Here is a 16,407-nt window from a genome sequence, read left to right as displayed (position 1 = left end):
ATGAACTCAGAGTCTGTTACATGTTCTACAAGCAGTTCATTTAGGTCATAACAACAATAGCCTCAGAACGCCTGAACAAAATGAGCCAATGTTAGTATTGGCATCTGGCTATTTTGCAAACAATCAGATGGAAATGGCATAGTAAATTGGATTCAAGAAGGACTATGGAATCTAGAGATCATAGATTCTAGCAATAAAAATTTGAAAAATCAAAATATGAGTGCAGCCTTTGGTGCCAATTTTATTATGATAAAACCGATGGTAGCCTTTCCCATAATCACGTAATTAATAATTTTACTTCAAATGATATTATTTTTGCCGGAAAGGACATAATTGTGACAGGAATATCAAGCATCTATTCTGATAATGGAACTAAATATACACAGGTGTCAATAACCATTCATCTTATGGGCAAAAAGGTTTTGGGTCTGATGATTGATGTTAACAAAACTAAAAGTCATTTTTCGAGTTCTAATGAAATGTTTGGAGATCTTATTAGTGGTATAGGATTGGAGGGTTATAATTCCAATAATGCAATTAACCCCAAACCTATAGACAATTTTACAAATTTGAATCATTTACATGGCTCTGGCTAAATGACTGTACTCTAAATTAAATATAACAATTTACAATTTTTAATAAGATTTTGCCCTTTATATTTAGACAGTGAAAATAAGTTTACTTATTTAATTTTAACAAACACTTTGAAGTATGCAGTATATGTGGTTAATTCAAGGCTAAAGTACCACAAATTGTTGCCGATTTAAGTAATTAGCGGCTTTTTAACATATAATTTTGTAGCAAAATAGTTATCAGACTGATAAATTTTAAGATCTTATAAGAGATCTAAAGATCGTACATAGGATAACGGTATTTATAGCTCGATTTTGTATAATTGAATATAATTGAAAAATCATAGAATAAATGATATTTATTCTTGTAGACAAATCACCAAATTCTTGATTTCAATATCTTTATTATTATCTTTTTCTTATCTTATCTCATGCTCATTTAGTTCTGCAGAGGCGCATTTCAGCCACTCTTCTCACTATAATAATGGGGATACAGGAATTGGGGATAAGTATATGGTTCTTCAACAAATGGAGCCCGAATATACCAAACCTAATGAATTATCACACATCCAGTTTAGCATTCAGGATAAGCAAGGCAGAGACACGAGCAATGTAATAGCGATGGTTGAAATATATTCAACCCTTACCAATGAGCGATTGGCTGCTTATCCTTGGACAGAGCTAGAAGTAGGCGATTTCCAAATTCCCTATGTATTTCCAAAGATAGGAAATTATCAAATTGTTTTGAGCATACTAAATGTTAATTCGAATAATTCGAGTGAGGAAATTATCAATACAACTCCCCCTTCCCGTACAATATTAGGTGACAATTCAAACTGCAACTGTGAAAGAGCTGTATTTAATATCGCCATAACTGAATCATTTGGCTTCATTTTCACTACAGTGATTTATGGTTCAGTTTTTGGTGTGATCTTGATAATCGGATCAGTTTTAAGCTGGATGTTTCTAAGTAGAAGAAAAAGCAAAACAAATCCAATATCTAATGATGAATTCATTAAATATTCAGTCTTGTTCTTAGCATTAGGTGCTGCTATAGTTCACCTCGCAGTTTATTCTGGTCATGCTACTTTAAGATATGAATATAGTATTTTCCTAATATCTGCTGCAGGCGGACAACTCTTCTATGGGATTTCATATATTTTATTAATTTTCTCTGATGATAAACTAACTGTCAAGAAAACGGACAAAAAGTATATATCAAAAGAGTATTACAAAAAGTCTTTAATCTTAAACTGGATTGGACTAGCAGGGTCTTTGGTTCTAATATTTTTATATTTATATTCAGTTATTCTTCCCCCTCCTCTTTCACCAAATTCAACTCCCGAAGATGTCGATCTTGGAGGAATTATTGCCAAGTCGTTTGAAATAATACTAGTAGTTGGAATCATTTATTTAATGAGAACAGAAAAGAGGAGATATTTATATAGTATTCAGACATATGATGAGAAAAGTACATGATTTTTTTACAATAGACTCTTTGCTCCTATAGTGAATAGATGCTAAAATGGAACGAAAACACTAGAAGAACTATTTTATGGAGACAGTTTAGAACGGTGCACAAAAATTGATAAGCACTCAGCAACATTAAAAATATTTTTGATCCGATGAATAACTATAATTCAGAGATCAGAGATCAATACTCCACTCAACTCATCTTGCAAATCTGATGATAAAAAAATTGGTGAGGTATATTTGTTAATACTATAAAGTATATCAGCATTCTGGCTTGTGGGATTTTTTTAGTCGTTGTCGTCGCCATCTTCGTTATCACTCCCTCGGCCATCCTCATTGCTTGAATCTATAAATCTAAAGGAAGCCAATATGTGTCCAATTGTTTCCTGACTTTGCTTTGAATCAAATTGATCCACGGTATTTTGATACGTAAGGATATATAAAACATCATTCTGTATCAATAGAATTCTTTCCAAACCTTGGTCAGGAACATTAGTCAAACTCTCCATTGCCGTTAGCACTGACACGGTATCTGTACCATCTATTGCATACATGTTTTCTTCTATTGCTCCCACTACCCTTTCTTCTGGGGGTAAAATTATTCCTACTACTTCCTTTAAACCTCCTATTTTCTCGGCCATTTCAGTATCAGAACTTGATTGAGATTTCATAACTTTGAAGGAACTACTACCATTGTGAACTTGGACATCGGAATATTTTGAAAACCTATTGATTTTCTCCTCAACGTTCCAGTCAGAAGGATATTCAAAACTGATTCCCAACCGATCATTAGAGTATATAGTATAATTCAAATTGTTTTGTGTAGAATTATTTGATGCCAATGAACCGTATACATTGCTGTATTCATAATATGATAGAGTTATTAACCCAAAGCAAAAAACAATACTCCAAAATACCAATACTTTAACACTATCCATCTTACTAATATTACAGACATTAATTTAAAAATGATAATGCAAGATTGTTCATAACATTATTCTATACTGGAAATACAGTGGCTCTTGAAATGGTCTCAGTTTCCATATCAGCAATTTCTATTAATCACACACTCTTGATTTCTCATTTATCATATTAAGCATGCAATGGATTTATAACTAATTGATTTTGATTAATATTTCGCCTAATAGGAACTTTTTATGACTCATATATACTATCATAGGATCACTTATTTTACGTTGAAACTTGAACCATTTCATCCTTTTCTTTAATTGCAATCAGGGCCATATCTTTACTTAAAAAGTGACAATCATTAACAGAATGTATTATTTAATGATCCTGAATATAACTCTGTTAACCAATTTGTCTGGAGGAAATGAATAGATTAAAGACAGAATAATAAAGTAGAAAGGAAACAAGTCAAAATTTCATAAAGAATTTGTCTGATATAATTTCTTTAGTAGACATCTTTTTGACCTTACCCATATTCGTATTAATATTATAACGGCATTTTTTAATATCTATCTTCAGAAAAGTATTGAAAGAACGGTCATGTAAATTGTTGACATTTACATAAAAGACACCTATGGTCATAAAATTTTGGACCATTAGGTTCGTTTCTGTGCTCGTTCTTTGAATGGATACAATTTTTACATATTAATAGTTGAAAACTAGCTTCACTCATTACTAATTATTCGCCTTACAAATATATTAATGGTTGGAAAAACTACTAGACAATAGTAATTTCAGTCTGTTGATAAAGGTGATTAACCCGATAGAATATGATAGTATCCTCCCAAAATGCTCGCTGTTTTTTTTATCCCACAAAGGTGATAAGTTATGGTTGAAACAGATGTCAAGGATGTATAGATAATATTATAGAATCAAACTATGAGATTAGAATGTGAAATTAAATGTATATCGATCATCATATAATAATTGAATGATTTCTGAATTCACTGGATTCACGGGGATTAATTGCATTTACGTCGAGACTTTATTACAAAAAACCCTCTTTTTTCTTCCTACAGGGAAATAAGTTGGACTTTCATAATAATATTACCAACGGGTGAATTTTAGCTTATTACCCAATAATATATGGATGGACCAGGAAATGAGCCAATGGCCAAAAAAACCAGATCTTTACATTTGAATTTTGTGAAAAGCTATACGGTCAAAAGAATGAATAAGATTGTTTATTATATTATCTTTCAGAATAGTGATTTCCTCTTAGAAACTGAGACCTAATATAATTTTATATAAGATGAAGCCCAATAGTAATACATGTCATATAGCAAGAATGATGATGAAGCCACAATTGCCAACGTGCCAAAGCGTACTAAAGGTAATAACCACATGTACTTCCAAAATGAAAATACTCAAAATGAAAATACTCAAAAGAATAATACTGATTGAAATTAACCAAAGAAGATAATGCCATACCTTTCTGGCCTCTTGAATAAATGAAAGAATAAAAATAAAACGATAGTATTTTAAATCGTAAATATGAATTGGATCTGTTTTTCATTAATTCATCGAAGAGCATAAATCAAAATTTTACCCAATCAGATGAAAATGTGATCTTATTCAAAGAATTAATGACATTAGCAAAAAGTATGATAACGAATATTATTCTATAATTTGATAGAATAATTTGCCTCTAGCAACTTGCAATAGAAGATCAAGATTGATATAAAACTTAGGTTATTGTGAACGATCTTTCTTACACTCCTTCTTGAAATGTGGTAGACCCAATTCATTCATAGATGCAATGATTCGCATATTACCGAGGTTAGAGCACGCAAATATATCACCCTAAAAAGCACAATTTTACTTTACGCAAGTACAAGCATGATTCAAAAGTCAAACCCATTTACTATTCTAAAGTAAAATTTGGTTTGATATCAATATTTTATACGTTCTTATATGAGGAAATGTATATATAAATATGAGAAAACTTATTGAAGTCATTAATAAGAGAAATCAGCTTAATAACCCTAAGAATGGCAACACCAGGATAAGAAACAATACCGAAGGGGTTAGATTCCTTGAGACATTTCATAACGGCAGCTGGAGATTTTCACGTACATATTAGATAACTCGATTAAACCATAAATTAGAATCCCTCGTCAAGGGATGTGCTTACTATCGTTTTAATCCATCCTGTGGAATAGTCTTTGAAGTTCAAGTTCATGACATATTTGCTGTTTATTTCAATTCAAAGTCAGTTCATTACTCTGTTAGAAATAGATAAATACATGTAACGATAATTGGCTACTCTAGCCCGTTTAGATGAAAATAATAACCTAAAGTATCAAATGTTTTTCTAGAAGATTTACTTTTGCTTAAATGCATAATTACAAGCATATACATCATTTAGATCACATCAGGAAAAAAGATCCTCAATGAGTGAATATACTACGTATTGATATCATCAAGAATTTGAATCTATACAAGTATTGGGAACACTAGCATTCTCCTATGAAGGACATAAATATATTTTGTCTTTGGAATCGACTTTAACATATTTTTCCCTTCAATAAATACAAAAGTGTAAATTTCAAGGTGAATGAAAAACTACATTAAAAATAAGGTCAAAATTAGAATATACGTTTAAAAGTTAATTCGTGGATATTTGCCAATCTTGTCAGACTACCATTTTGATTTATAATTGATTTTTTTTTATGGACTGCAAGCATAATAACAAGTTCAACGTATAGAGAACGTCGAGGAAGAAGGTATAAAAATGCCAATGCTTATGTTAAAATGTAAAACTTGTGGCACTATTTTTAGTGGAGTATATGCAGACGACATGAAAGAATTTAGAAATGAATCTGAGAAGAATCCAAACTCAACATTCAAGTGCTCTAAAGGGCATTTGAATAATTATGTTCTTGAGGATTATGTGGATCTTTCATAAATTCATGACATTCAAATGATGCTTATCTTAAGCATTGGATTTTGATTTATATTTTTTATTATTGGATGCTAACTCATTCACTAATGCATCTATTTGCGCATCAGTATGAGAGATATCAAGTCCTCTTTGTTTGATTTCATTTATTACATCTCCAATAACAATATTATCTATTTGGATATAACGTTCTAAGATCCTTAAAACCACGAATGTAGGATGAGGCGCATTTTTAAATAATGGAGAAAACTTACTATAATGATAATGAAGTGCATCTATTTCAGCGATAGATAGATTATCACATTGTGATACGTCAGAAACCTTTTTCTTTGCTTTTTTTAATATTTCTATTTTAGCTGATGGTTTAACTTGTTTATCTTGTTTATCTTGTTTATCTTTATTCGGCATTTTATTATTGACGCTCGATGTTATAAGTAATTTTCTTCATTCTATTGTTTTCTTAAAGCATCTATTGAATATAAGTTTGTTTTTTGCTGGGTCAAAACTTTAATCCTTAATTCATTAGTATATTTCATTAATAACAACTTTTAGAAAGTTATCGCCTTCAAGTCCACAGGCAGTATTTCCTAAAATTTATTAAATTCACAATTAAAGAAGAAAATCTATGATAAATCTCCTAAATCATTTTTCAAGGTTTTGCAATATTGAATTTACAAGTATTGAATCTAAGTTAAAATATCTATCGTGTTAATAAGAATCGAAATTACTAATATATGTTCTTTTATGGTGGCAGGACCATTTTTTTACGTATTGAAGACCTCATAAGTAAAATATTGATGAACCAAAATCCAAACGATAGTCTTAATTTTGAAAATAAAGTTTGTAGTCAAACCGTGTAATGAAGGGAAATAATTAGGCGGGTCTAAAGAAATAAAATTAGCAAGGATGGTCGTCAAAACGCCTTTATACCCTAATCATAGATACCAAAAAAATGGAACCATTTAGCGAAAAGGTGATGTGTATGTCTATATATTCAAAAAATCATGTAATAGTAATGAACGACAATAAATCTAACATTTTGGTTCCATTTGATGCTACTGAGCTGTCAGTAAAGGCCTTAAATAAAGCTAGAGATCTTGCATCAAATCAGAGCTCTGCGATAATTATTCTATATATTATAGATGATACAAGTTTCTATCCTAAAGAAATTACAAAGTTTATTTCGAATATGGATGATCTTGACAAAACTAGGCACTATTTTGAAAAGACAATTAGGGAGGGAGCGGAGATGATGATTGGAAAGGAGGTAGATAGATTAACCCATGAAGGTGTTGTGGCCAAGTCAGTAATTCGGGTAGGCCATCCGGCAGATGAGATCCTTACCGTATCTAAAGAAGAGAATTCAAGTATGATAGTAATGGGTAGTAGTGGATCATTGAAGAAAAGACATGATAGAAAAGGTATAGGAAGTATTTCACGGTGGATTTCAGAAGTAGCAACGTGTCCAGTTGTTTTGGTAAGATAACCAAAATATAGTAATTACCGGTAAAAAATGTGTAAATATCGATGAATTTATAGTGTTATTATATTCCCTTATATGTCTTGGATGTGATATATAACCTATACAATGATGTCTTATAAATTAGATAAATTAGATAAATTTTCATTAAAAATTCTAATGGTTTCCACCGAATATCCCCCTATTCCCGGAGGCGTTGGAAGGTATGCAAAGAATCTCACCGAGGGATTAAAAAGATCAGGTATGAAAGTTTCTGTTTTATGTAACGAGAAAGGAAAAGGTGATTATATGGGTATTGATCCTGAAAATGGCAATAATTCGAAAATAATACTAGATGTAATTGATGAGTACGTCCCTGATCTTGTGCATATCCAATTAGAACATGGACTATATGGACTAAAAATGGATGCTATCAATCCAAGTAACTTAAGTACCAATATAGATGAATTTTATAAAGAATGTAAAATACCCATAATTACGACATTTCATTCAGCATATCCCCTACGACAATGGATGGAGCTATCCAAACACCCTAATCTTTTGGATAAAAACATTATTACTTTTCCTATTAACCTAAGCAAGCAAATACTAGCCTATTGGAAACGTTTCATAAACTACCAATCTTTTAATGCAGCAAACAAGCAAAAAATGCAAATGAGTCAAGCTAATATCGTTTTTTCAAATTATTTAGCCAATCAAATATCCAAAAATGAAAATACCAGTAATGACGGAAAAATATCGAAAAATTTCACAGTGATATACCATGGAGCTGAACCAAATTTGAATATGCCTTTAAAGAAAAAAGAGGCAAGAAACACGTACTCCTTACCACTAAATCGTAAAATAGGTCTATTCTTTGGATTCATGACGCATACAAAAGGTTGGGACATATTGAATAATTTGGACATTCCGGATGATTGGGTCATGGTAATTAATCAATCAAAAAATTCATTCAATACAATAAAGCCGTCTTCAATTGATGGTCATGATAACCAGAAAAGAGATTCCCGCCTAGAAAGTAAAGATACACATCAAAGTAAAATAATTAATTTGAATCGAGGCTTCTTAACAGATAAAGAACTTTCAATTCTTTTTTATGCATGTGATATAATCATCCTCCCCTATACAGTAACCTCTGGTTCAGGGGTAATGTTTGATGCCCTCGCTCACGGATTACCATTCATAGCAACTGATTTAGGTTTCTTCAAAGAATTTGCAAATAAAGGATTAGGAATAGTAGTAAAAAGAAGACCTAATGAATTTGCTAAAGCAATCAAGAAACTAGAAGCAAATTACTCTCAGTATTATAAAAGAATTGAGGAATTCAATAAGGAATTAACATGGGATAATGTTGCGTTGCAGCATTTTGCACTTTATACTGCTGTTTTGGGTAACACGGGAATCAAAAACAATCTATTACCTTATGCCAGCCCATCATAAGAAATTCAATAGATGATTATTGTATAATAATCGACATCTAGGTTATGCTCAATAGATACGTATAACTAATCATTCCCAGGCCAATTTAGATCCAAATTCATATATTATAGAAGCGATTATTTTTTTAACCTGAGAGTAACAAGTAAGAACATTACTTTAGATTTGTTTTCACTGTATACCACAGTACTTAATAGTAAAGGTAAAAGGTAATGATTTGAAGATTCTAAAATGCATTTTATAGAACAAAGAAATAAGATATAAAAGATAGACAGCGAAATTACCGACCTGTTTCTATTCCATTCTATTTTACAACAAAATTAGTTTCTTCGTCCTACAATATTGGATTGATTTAACGACATATGATAGACTAACTATTTTGAAAAATATAATCTACAAGATCGCTTATTTTGGCCGTTGCAACGCAACACACCTTGTCCGCACCACCATAATAAACAAAAAGTTCTCCATTGATAATGCAAGCACCAGTGGGAAAGACCACATTGTTTACATCACCATATTTCTCATATTTTGTGGTAGGTACTAAAATGGGTTCTTTGCTTCTACAAATTATTTTATATGGATCGTCTAAATCAAGAAGTGCAGCACCAGCACTATAAGTTCTGTCCGCACTCACACCATGGTATATTACTAACCACCCATATTTTGTTCTAATAGGCGGAGAACCAGCACCGATCTTTAATTCTTCCCATTTCTGTTCTGGTTTCATGAGCAAAGTATGGGTTTCAAAACTTGTCAATGTAGTCCCCTCCCCAATCCAAATACTAGGTTTATCTATTCCATATGCATCACCTATCCAAGAACTTGGTCTATGCAGGCTGAAATAGGTCAACTTTTCGTTATTAGGGGTATTTTTAGACGGCAATTTGGTTGGAAAAAGAACCACATCTTTGTTATCCATTCCTTCATTTGTAATGATGCCCAGTCTCTCAAATTTTGAATAATCTTTAGTAGTTGCCAATGCGGTTGACACCATTGGACCTTTTTTTGGACGATCGGGTAATACTACATAAGTAATATAGATTTGATTGTCGATTTCGGACAATCGAGGATCTTCGATACCATACTTTTCATAGTCCAATGTTGGATCAAACGCTATTCCATCACGCCTACTAAAGAGATAACCATCATCACTGGATGCATATCCTATCCTTGAAAGGTAGTGCTCATATTCTCCGATCGCACGATAAAGCATATGAATTTTTTTCCCATCATATAATATGGCACAGTTAAAAACAGCTTCTGATTCCCACCAGTTATTCTTATTGGGAATAAGTATAGGATTATTTGAATATCGTTTTAGGATTTCGGACTTCAATTGGACGGACTTCAATTGGATAGATCGCTAACGCAGAATTTATATTTTGAGATGATGTTGCTTATAATTGGTATATACATTGAATAAAGCTGTTTCCATAGTATTTAAACAGTATATTAAAAGCAATGTTTTACTGGTATCTTGGTCTGGGATAGGTTTATTGCATTTTGATAATCAATTAGTCCTAGTGACTTTAGTAAACAATGTAGTTACAATCTTTATTCTAGTATAGAAAACTGCAAGGAAAATGGCAATAATGATGGATAGCGTGTGAATTATCAGAGAAATATACTCATGTTCAAGTATAACCAGGGACGTATGTCATTAAATAAGAGTAATAGAAATGAGACAAAAAAATAATTTTATGTAAATTGCTGGCACTTACAAAATAAACAGCGATGATCATAAAATCTTGGGCCGCTGGGTTGTTGTCTATGCTCATTCTTTGAATGGGTACAATTCTTACACATTAGCAATTGAAGGTTATTCATGTTACTCACAATATACTATATACATGATACAATATTAAGGATTAGCAAAAAGGGTACTAGATGGCATATATAATCAGACGAAACTAGGTATAAGGTAATTGCAATAGAACCAAATAAACTTCTTTTGTTATCTAACCATCATGTCTTAATAGATCTCAAGATTTGAAGATCACTGCTAATGATAATATATTAAAAATAAGTTTAAAGTTTAAATACGCCAATTCCTTTCGTTTGACTTTTGGGTATATTTACCTGAAACTTTGACCTGATTATGAATAGATATCATAGTGGCATTTTACCATTGAATGTGTTGGAAAAACCGTCATCATATTCATATTTATTCAAGGTATGAATCACATCTTCAAAGAAAAACGCGGCTGTCTGAGCGGATGTGAGATTAAAGGCTGTTCATAAACACCTATACCACATATCTTTGCCATAACCATGGCTAGAGCATATTGATGTCGTTACAGGTATATGGAAAAGCCGCCCTAACATGAAATGCAATGCTACAAACTGGTAAAAACTAATTTTTTGGAGATAACTAGATAAAACTATATAAAAATTATGATATTATGAGATAGTGAAGGGCTCTAGTTTGCAACAATCCCTTCATTTTCACAAAATCTCCTGCCAAATTCCTTGGAGATTTCTTCTTCTTTTATAATCTCCCCTCTTCGTCCTGGAGTTCGCATCATCTGCTGTCTAACATTTCTTCTTTCGTCATCTAATTCAACAAATCCTCTTTCAAAATTATTTATTTGTTGTTTTTTAGTTCTTAATTCTAGAGAGTATCTTTGACGAAAAGATGTTTCTATATTTTCACTTGATTGTTCTGTAGTAAGGACGACCACATTTTCTTTTTTAGCTTGATTGATTATAGTGTTTTTATGAAGGGAATCTAATGACATAAGGGGAAGGTGATTATTATTATAACTTTTTTCTATTACCATGTTTCTATATACACACCGTGTCTCTTAAGTATATTATGATGAATATCGTTTTCAGTTCAAGTTAATCACCATTTTAACATCCATTAAAAATGATTCCTTCAATTGAACCATTAATTTAATAGCAAACAGCTTGATCTGAAAATAGAGTAACAAATACAATAACTATTTACATTATTCACCATATTGCAGTGATCTTTGAAGGTCGTAGGGTCGTTTACTGCAGCTGATAACATATATAGCATTATCAAGAATGTATAAAATAAATTCCATTTTTATAGACATCACTCAATGAATAGAATTTTTGAGCCAAATTGGTTTGGGAAATGTTTTAGAGGAATACCATGATAAACCTGCCGGGAGAGAAACAAAGGGTATCGTAGCAGGTCCCAGCTTCTTATGATTTTTGAACAATTTATTTCAAATTCATAGTCTCCAAAGTAAATTGTATAATTAGAATATGAAATATTAATAAATACTATATGTTATCAATCACCGGCACATAGATTTGAAATTCTGCTAAAAACTATTCATACTGCTACGAAATAAAAAAAGGGAAGAATTGACAGATCTTGATTATGGAAATAGGGGTCATTTTGATCTTACGGTCCGAATGATCTTTAAAAGACATTCCACCTAAATTGGACTTTATTAATAGAAGAGAGATTTAGAAAGTTTAACCTTTTCCAGATGAGTGAAGCCCCACCAAAGAATATTTCTAAATTTCACGTATTCTTAATATACTTTAGAATCTATATTCTCTCTGATAACTGTTGGTAGATCTTGTATACGGTATGGGTATAACAGATATAATAAAAGATGCCCCCACAATTTTTAGTATCCTAAGCAAATATATATCAATAAAGTTTTTTAACTCAAAACCATTCATCTATGGTTCTGCAGATATTATCAACGTCTGTAATTTACATTGTTCCCATTGTTACTGGTGGAAAACTAGAAGAAATGAAATAGATGAATTGAGTCCTGGGGACTGGAGAGAAATAATAAAACAGACCTTTAAGAAACACAGTGTTTACGTAGTCACACTCGTAGGAGGCGAGCCAATGATGCGTCAGGATATAATAAAAGTTTTTTGCGATGAGATGCCCAGAAGAATATGTGTAGTAACAAACGGTACTTATCCTTTAGTCAGATTTGACAATCTTTACTTTTACTGGGTATCCCTTGATGGGACAGAACAAGTACATGATAGCATAAGAGGAAAAGGTGCATATTCAAAAACCAAAAAGAACATTTTTGACTACATCAAAGGACCTGCTCGCAATGGAAAACCAGCATGGAAGGACATTTGGATTACAATGACTATAAATTCGCTGAATTATACTACCATTGAAGATCTGATTAATGAATGGAAAGGTACGATAAATAAAATAGGGTTTCAATTTCATACTCCCTTTGCAGATAATGATCCCCTCTGGCTACCATTCGGTGATATAAGAACAGATATAATTAACAATATTTTGAGATTAAGAAGTAAATATCCTGATTTCATTATGAACACAGAAAAACAGCTGGAATTAATGAAGGGTAACTGGGGAGGCATTAAAACGACTCCAGTGGACTGTCCTTCATGGGCGATCTTATCTTTGGATCACAAAGGAAAGTCAAAACAACCTTGTTGTATTGGAAGCTCTGACAGTAAAGCGATGAAGCCGATATGTGAAAAATGTGGACTGGGATGTTATTCAATACTAGTTGCCCAAGGATTGAAAAATAAATGACTATGATTTACATTTAACTGATATACTCTTAAAAAATGAGTGAATCAATGATAACAATATTCATGGACATCATCTCTATTGGACTCGATTATTAAGAGTCTTATATAGTGTCATTAATCACACATAAACTTCTATTCAATCAAAAGAGCAATTTTTATCACGAAGTAATAGAATCAAAATAAACAAACTGTAATGAATAAAATCTCTATTACTATCCTCTAATTTTTAAATCATGGCTAGTTTAATTAGTATAATAATATGTGGATTAATTTTTGTAATTCTCTGTCCCTTCCAATTTCAGTCAGATAAATTTTTCGTTAGCACAAAAGGGTAATTTTCAATTTGGCAATCAAGGCATGGAAAATGCGGGAGGTGTAGGTCAAGCAGGTCAAGGTAATGCTAAAAGTATGGGATGGGTAGGTTGTCCAACTGGTCCTAAAGGTACAGATGAGATGAGTTGTTCGACTAATCCTACGACTAGTCCTACTTATATAGATGGTTCCTCGGCTACTACAAATAATGTAGTGGTTTCTGATTCATCATCCTCAACTGATTCATCATCGTTAGCTGGAAAAATCTACATAACTCATGGACCGACCACAAAACTGGTGGTAATCCTTATTCCTCTACTGCAGCATGTTACTCCAATGATTTAACCTTGGGAGGCGGATCCATTTATGATATTACCGATGCAAATGCAATTTCTTTCTCTGCAATCCCGGATTCTTTTAGCACATTTACAACCACAATTACCAGTAGTTCAAATTCGGATTCAGCATTAACTGTCCAGGCTTATGCAATATGCTATGATAATCCATAATATTTTTGACATCGGCAAAACATAATTCGCGACACATTCGACTTAATCGTCGTTTTTATCTTAATTCTCACATCTTTCCATAATAATATAACTAATTTTAAGTATCATCATGCAAGAATACTTGAGCTCATTGTGTTATACATAGTGACAGCGATAAACAACACCTTATATTCATTAATATACCACCACGATATATTGCTACGGGTCTAAAAAAGTCTAATATGTTCATAAAATTGAAATTAGAAAAGTCAATACATCTGACAATGAGAGACAAAATATTAGATTGAAAGCAATAAAAAAGAAAAGGACAATCAGTAGCTCACTAAAGTAGAAGGAATGTGAGATCCAAATTCAGCTCAATAAATGAGATCGTAATGATATCTTTATTACAACACCATTGGACTAATCCAATATACTATGGAAAAGAGTATAAAGATCATCATAGTTTTATCTATACCAATAATCATCATAACTATAGCAGTAGTAGGATTGCTTGCTCCATCCGCTTTTGAAGAACAATGTAAACAAAAAGCCAGTGAAATAATAAACAATTTGTATGCACTGGAAGGAAATAAAGAAAATTTTCGTACATCTTATGAAAATGGGACCATATCAAATCGATCACAAGAGGAATTACAAAAATTAGATATGATACTCAATAGTTGTCCCGAGTTAAAATCTATGTCCACAAAGCAATTAGGGCATGATGTTTCCTTTCTACACATATAACTCTGCTTCCTTATAATTATACGATGTGGAACCTAGAAATAAACTGATTTAATTTTTTGTAGAAATTTCATTACAAGATCGAATTATAAGAAAAACGACATTGTATTTTGGTGTACAATAATTGTTATGAGTATCCTTTGAGTTATCGTAGGATAACAGTAACTAATTAAATCACCGTTAAAATAAACTCATCTTAACATCTTTTGACATATTAGTTTAATAGAGATTCATTAAAGCATTTATGAAACAATATATCGATGTGTCATAAAATCATAGATTATCAATTGCAGTTAAGCGAAGTATTATTATAACAATTAAACATAATTTTACTATTGTGAAGCAGAAAAATACCCATCACTATGTTCTATTAATATTAGGTATTTTATTTAGCATAATCACCCACAATAATACAAATATTATTCATGATTCTACTTTTTTCCCAAATGTGTACGGCCATAATTTTCCTCCCAATAATTATGCTTCCTTTGTAGCATCCTTAGATCAATTTCAGATAGAATCGAATCTTGTCCAGTCAAATCTTCTAAATCATAACATTACCTTAGCTCAAAAACATGCAGATGAAGCTGTTAGTATTTTTTACTGGGACTTGCTGGTAGAAATAGTAAAGCATGATAAAAAAATTGGAGATGATCTTAAAACAGCAGTAGAAAATTTACGCAATCTGACGGCGTCATTTCCAGATACCCCCCTAGCAGTTCAAGGTGAAAAACAAAGAATAGAACAATCAAATCAATTAATTGCGAGTATCAATACAAATGTAGACAAAATCATAGCCATAACTGAAACACAAAAACAATCAGAAGATTCTAACCTTCTAAATCAAGTTACAACGTTCATATCAAATATATTTAGCCAAAAAAACGATAACAGCAATGGATCAATTCATCCAATGAGATTTGCCGAAGGGGTAGACAACGTACTAAGAAATTATGGCGATGCTTATGGTGTTGACTTTGATATGACTGATATGATAAATATGGAAAAAATGGGAAACATGAACCAACAATCTGCAATTAAGAATAGTAATAGTTATGATTCTAATAACAGTAGCGATATGAATATGAGTATTATGAATATGTCATCATCAATGAAGGATTCAGATACCAAAATGAGTACAAATAAACATATTGTAAATATGGCAAATTATCAAAGTGCAAATGGCATGGCTGAAAAATTATCGTATATATTTAATAAAGAACTCAAACCCACCTTATCCCAAAATGGGACTGCTTTTTACGGTACTAATCTTGAAAGCGGTATTATACAACTTGAAAACGCGATAGAATACAAAGTTTCCCCAATGGACATAATGATGATTGTTCATACACAGATTCATCCTAATTTGATAGGGGCTTTTGACTTGCAGATTCTTTCAAATGCATAATAATCATACAGTAAGATTTTATTTTTTACTTAACTCTTAATCTAAATGATTTTAGCAAGATTTTTCGATATGGAAATTAATTTAGCAACAATTAGAAA

The 16,407-nt window shown here is 31.7% G+C and carries 15 protein-coding genes; 11 read left to right on the top strand and 4 right to left on the bottom strand.

The window, feature by feature from the left end; genetic code table 11:
• Positions 1-335 precede the first annotated feature (335 nt).
• Together AB0A59_RS01380 and AB0A59_RS01375 are read left to right on the top strand one after the other, a co-directional pair.
• Entirely contained in the window at positions 336-596 is a 261-nt protein-coding gene (locus tag AB0A59_RS01380; protein ID WP_458745802.1) for a hypothetical protein, read from the top strand.
• Between the two features lie 363 nt (positions 597-959).
• On the top strand, positions 960-2,051 hold the full coding sequence (locus tag AB0A59_RS01375; RefSeq protein ID WP_458745800.1) for a hypothetical protein: 1,092 nt from the start codon (positions 960-962) through the stop codon (positions 2,049-2,051).
• Positions 2,052-2,332: 281 nt separating this feature from the next.
• Here AB0A59_RS01375 and AB0A59_RS01370 read toward each other — a convergent pair whose 3' ends face one another.
• Positions 2,333-2,983: a PsbP-related protein gene (locus tag AB0A59_RS01370; RefSeq protein ID WP_458745798.1), complete on the bottom strand. Its 651-nt coding sequence runs from the start codon at positions 2,981-2,983 to the stop codon at positions 2,333-2,335.
• A 1,303-nt stretch (positions 2,984-4,286) separates the two neighbouring features.
• On the opposite strand from AB0A59_RS01370, the gene AB0A59_RS01365 reads away from it, so the two are divergent.
• Both AB0A59_RS01365 and AB0A59_RS01360 read left to right on the top strand, forming a co-directional pair.
• Positions 4,287-4,418 (top strand): hypothetical protein, encoded by a 132-nt coding sequence (locus AB0A59_RS01365; protein ID WP_458745796.1) that lies wholly within the window; start codon positions 4,287-4,289, stop codon positions 4,416-4,418.
• 1,330 nt (positions 4,419-5,748) lie between these two features.
• Positions 5,749-5,922, top strand: a complete 174-nt coding sequence (locus AB0A59_RS01360; RefSeq protein ID WP_458745794.1) for a hypothetical protein — start codon at positions 5,749-5,751, stop codon at positions 5,920-5,922.
• Between the two features lie 27 nt (positions 5,923-5,949).
• Here the strand turns inward: AB0A59_RS01360 and AB0A59_RS01355 are convergent, their stop codons facing one another.
• Entirely contained in the window at positions 5,950-6,324 is a 375-nt protein-coding gene (locus tag AB0A59_RS01355) for a hypothetical protein (RefSeq protein WP_458745792.1), read from the bottom strand.
• A gap of 574 nt (positions 6,325-6,898) precedes the next feature.
• On the opposite strand from AB0A59_RS01355, the gene AB0A59_RS01350 reads away from it, so the two are divergent.
• Both AB0A59_RS01350 and AB0A59_RS01345 read left to right on the top strand, forming a co-directional pair.
• The gene (locus AB0A59_RS01350) at positions 6,899-7,402 is read left to right on the top strand and encodes a universal stress protein (protein ID WP_458745791.1); all 504 of its coding nucleotides are present in this window, start codon (positions 6,899-6,901) and stop codon (positions 7,400-7,402) included.
• A 102-nt stretch (positions 7,403-7,504) separates the two neighbouring features.
• Entirely contained in the window at positions 7,505-8,836 is a 1,332-nt protein-coding gene (locus tag AB0A59_RS01345; protein ID WP_458745789.1) for a glycosyltransferase family 4 protein, read from the top strand.
• Between the two features lie 367 nt (positions 8,837-9,203).
• Here AB0A59_RS01345 and AB0A59_RS01340 read toward each other — a convergent pair whose 3' ends face one another.
• Positions 9,204-10,172, bottom strand: coding sequence for a glycoside hydrolase family 130 protein (locus AB0A59_RS01340; RefSeq protein WP_458745788.1), 969 nt, complete (start codon positions 10,170-10,172; stop codon positions 9,204-9,206).
• A gap of 1,084 nt (positions 10,173-11,256) precedes the next feature.
• Positions 11,257-11,616, bottom strand: a complete 360-nt coding sequence (locus AB0A59_RS01335) for a hypothetical protein (RefSeq protein ID WP_458745786.1) — start codon at positions 11,614-11,616, stop codon at positions 11,257-11,259.
• Positions 11,617-12,386: 770 nt separating this feature from the next.
• On the opposite strand from AB0A59_RS01335, the gene AB0A59_RS01330 reads away from it, so the two are divergent.
• The 5 genes from AB0A59_RS01330 to AB0A59_RS01310 all read left to right on the top strand — a co-directional run bounded on the left by AB0A59_RS01330 (position 12,387) and on the right by AB0A59_RS01310 (position 16,309).
• Positions 12,387-13,355 carry a radical SAM protein gene (locus tag AB0A59_RS01330; RefSeq protein WP_458745784.1) on the top strand — a complete coding sequence of 323 codons (969 nt, stop codon included), beginning with the start codon at positions 12,387-12,389 and terminating at the stop codon, positions 13,353-13,355.
• Between the two features lie 356 nt (positions 13,356-13,711).
• Positions 13,712-14,011 (top strand): hypothetical protein, encoded by a 300-nt coding sequence (locus AB0A59_RS01325; RefSeq protein WP_458745783.1) that lies wholly within the window; start codon positions 13,712-13,714, stop codon positions 14,009-14,011.
• 2 nt (positions 14,012-14,013) lie between these two features.
• Positions 14,014-14,175, top strand: coding sequence for a hypothetical protein (locus AB0A59_RS01320; protein ID WP_458745781.1), 162 nt, complete (start codon positions 14,014-14,016; stop codon positions 14,173-14,175).
• Positions 14,176-14,592: 417 nt separating this feature from the next.
• Positions 14,593-14,904, top strand: a complete 312-nt coding sequence (locus AB0A59_RS01315; protein WP_458745779.1) for a hypothetical protein — start codon at positions 14,593-14,595, stop codon at positions 14,902-14,904.
• A gap of 334 nt (positions 14,905-15,238) precedes the next feature.
• Positions 15,239-16,309: a hypothetical protein gene (locus AB0A59_RS01310; RefSeq protein WP_458745777.1), complete on the top strand. Its 1,071-nt coding sequence runs from the start codon at positions 15,239-15,241 to the stop codon at positions 16,307-16,309.
• Positions 16,310-16,407 lie beyond the last annotated feature (98 nt).

The sequence above is a fragment of the Candidatus Nitrosocosmicus sp. T genome, assembly GCF_054408485.1.
This window is presented reverse-complemented; position numbering and strand designations above follow the sequence as displayed.

Excerpts from the sequence above, each read along its gene's own strand:
- AB0A59_RS01370 (WP_458745798.1), bottom strand. The coding sequence starts at position 2,983 with ATGGATAGTGTTAAAGTATTGGTATTTTGGAGTATTGTTTTTTGCTTT.
- AB0A59_RS01365 (WP_458745796.1), top strand. The coding sequence starts at position 4,287 with ATGTCATATAGCAAGAATGATGATGAAGCCACAATTGCCAACGTGCCA.
- AB0A59_RS01360 (WP_458745794.1), top strand. The coding sequence starts at position 5,749 with ATGCCAATGCTTATGTTAAAATGTAAAACTTGTGGCACTATTTTTAGT.
- AB0A59_RS01355 (WP_458745792.1), bottom strand. The coding sequence starts at position 6,324 with ATGCCGAATAAAGATAAACAAGATAAACAAGATAAACAAGTTAAACCA.
- AB0A59_RS01350 (WP_458745791.1), top strand. The coding sequence starts at position 6,899 with ATGTCTATATATTCAAAAAATCATGTAATAGTAATGAACGACAATAAA.
- AB0A59_RS01345 (WP_458745789.1), top strand. The coding sequence starts at position 7,505 with ATGATGTCTTATAAATTAGATAAATTAGATAAATTTTCATTAAAAATT.
- AB0A59_RS01335 (WP_458745786.1), bottom strand. The coding sequence starts at position 11,616 with ATGGTAATAGAAAAAAGTTATAATAATAATCACCTTCCCCTTATGTCA.
- AB0A59_RS01325 (WP_458745783.1), top strand. The coding sequence starts at position 13,712 with ATGGAAAATGCGGGAGGTGTAGGTCAAGCAGGTCAAGGTAATGCTAAA.
- AB0A59_RS01315 (WP_458745779.1), top strand. The coding sequence starts at position 14,593 with ATGGAAAAGAGTATAAAGATCATCATAGTTTTATCTATACCAATAATC.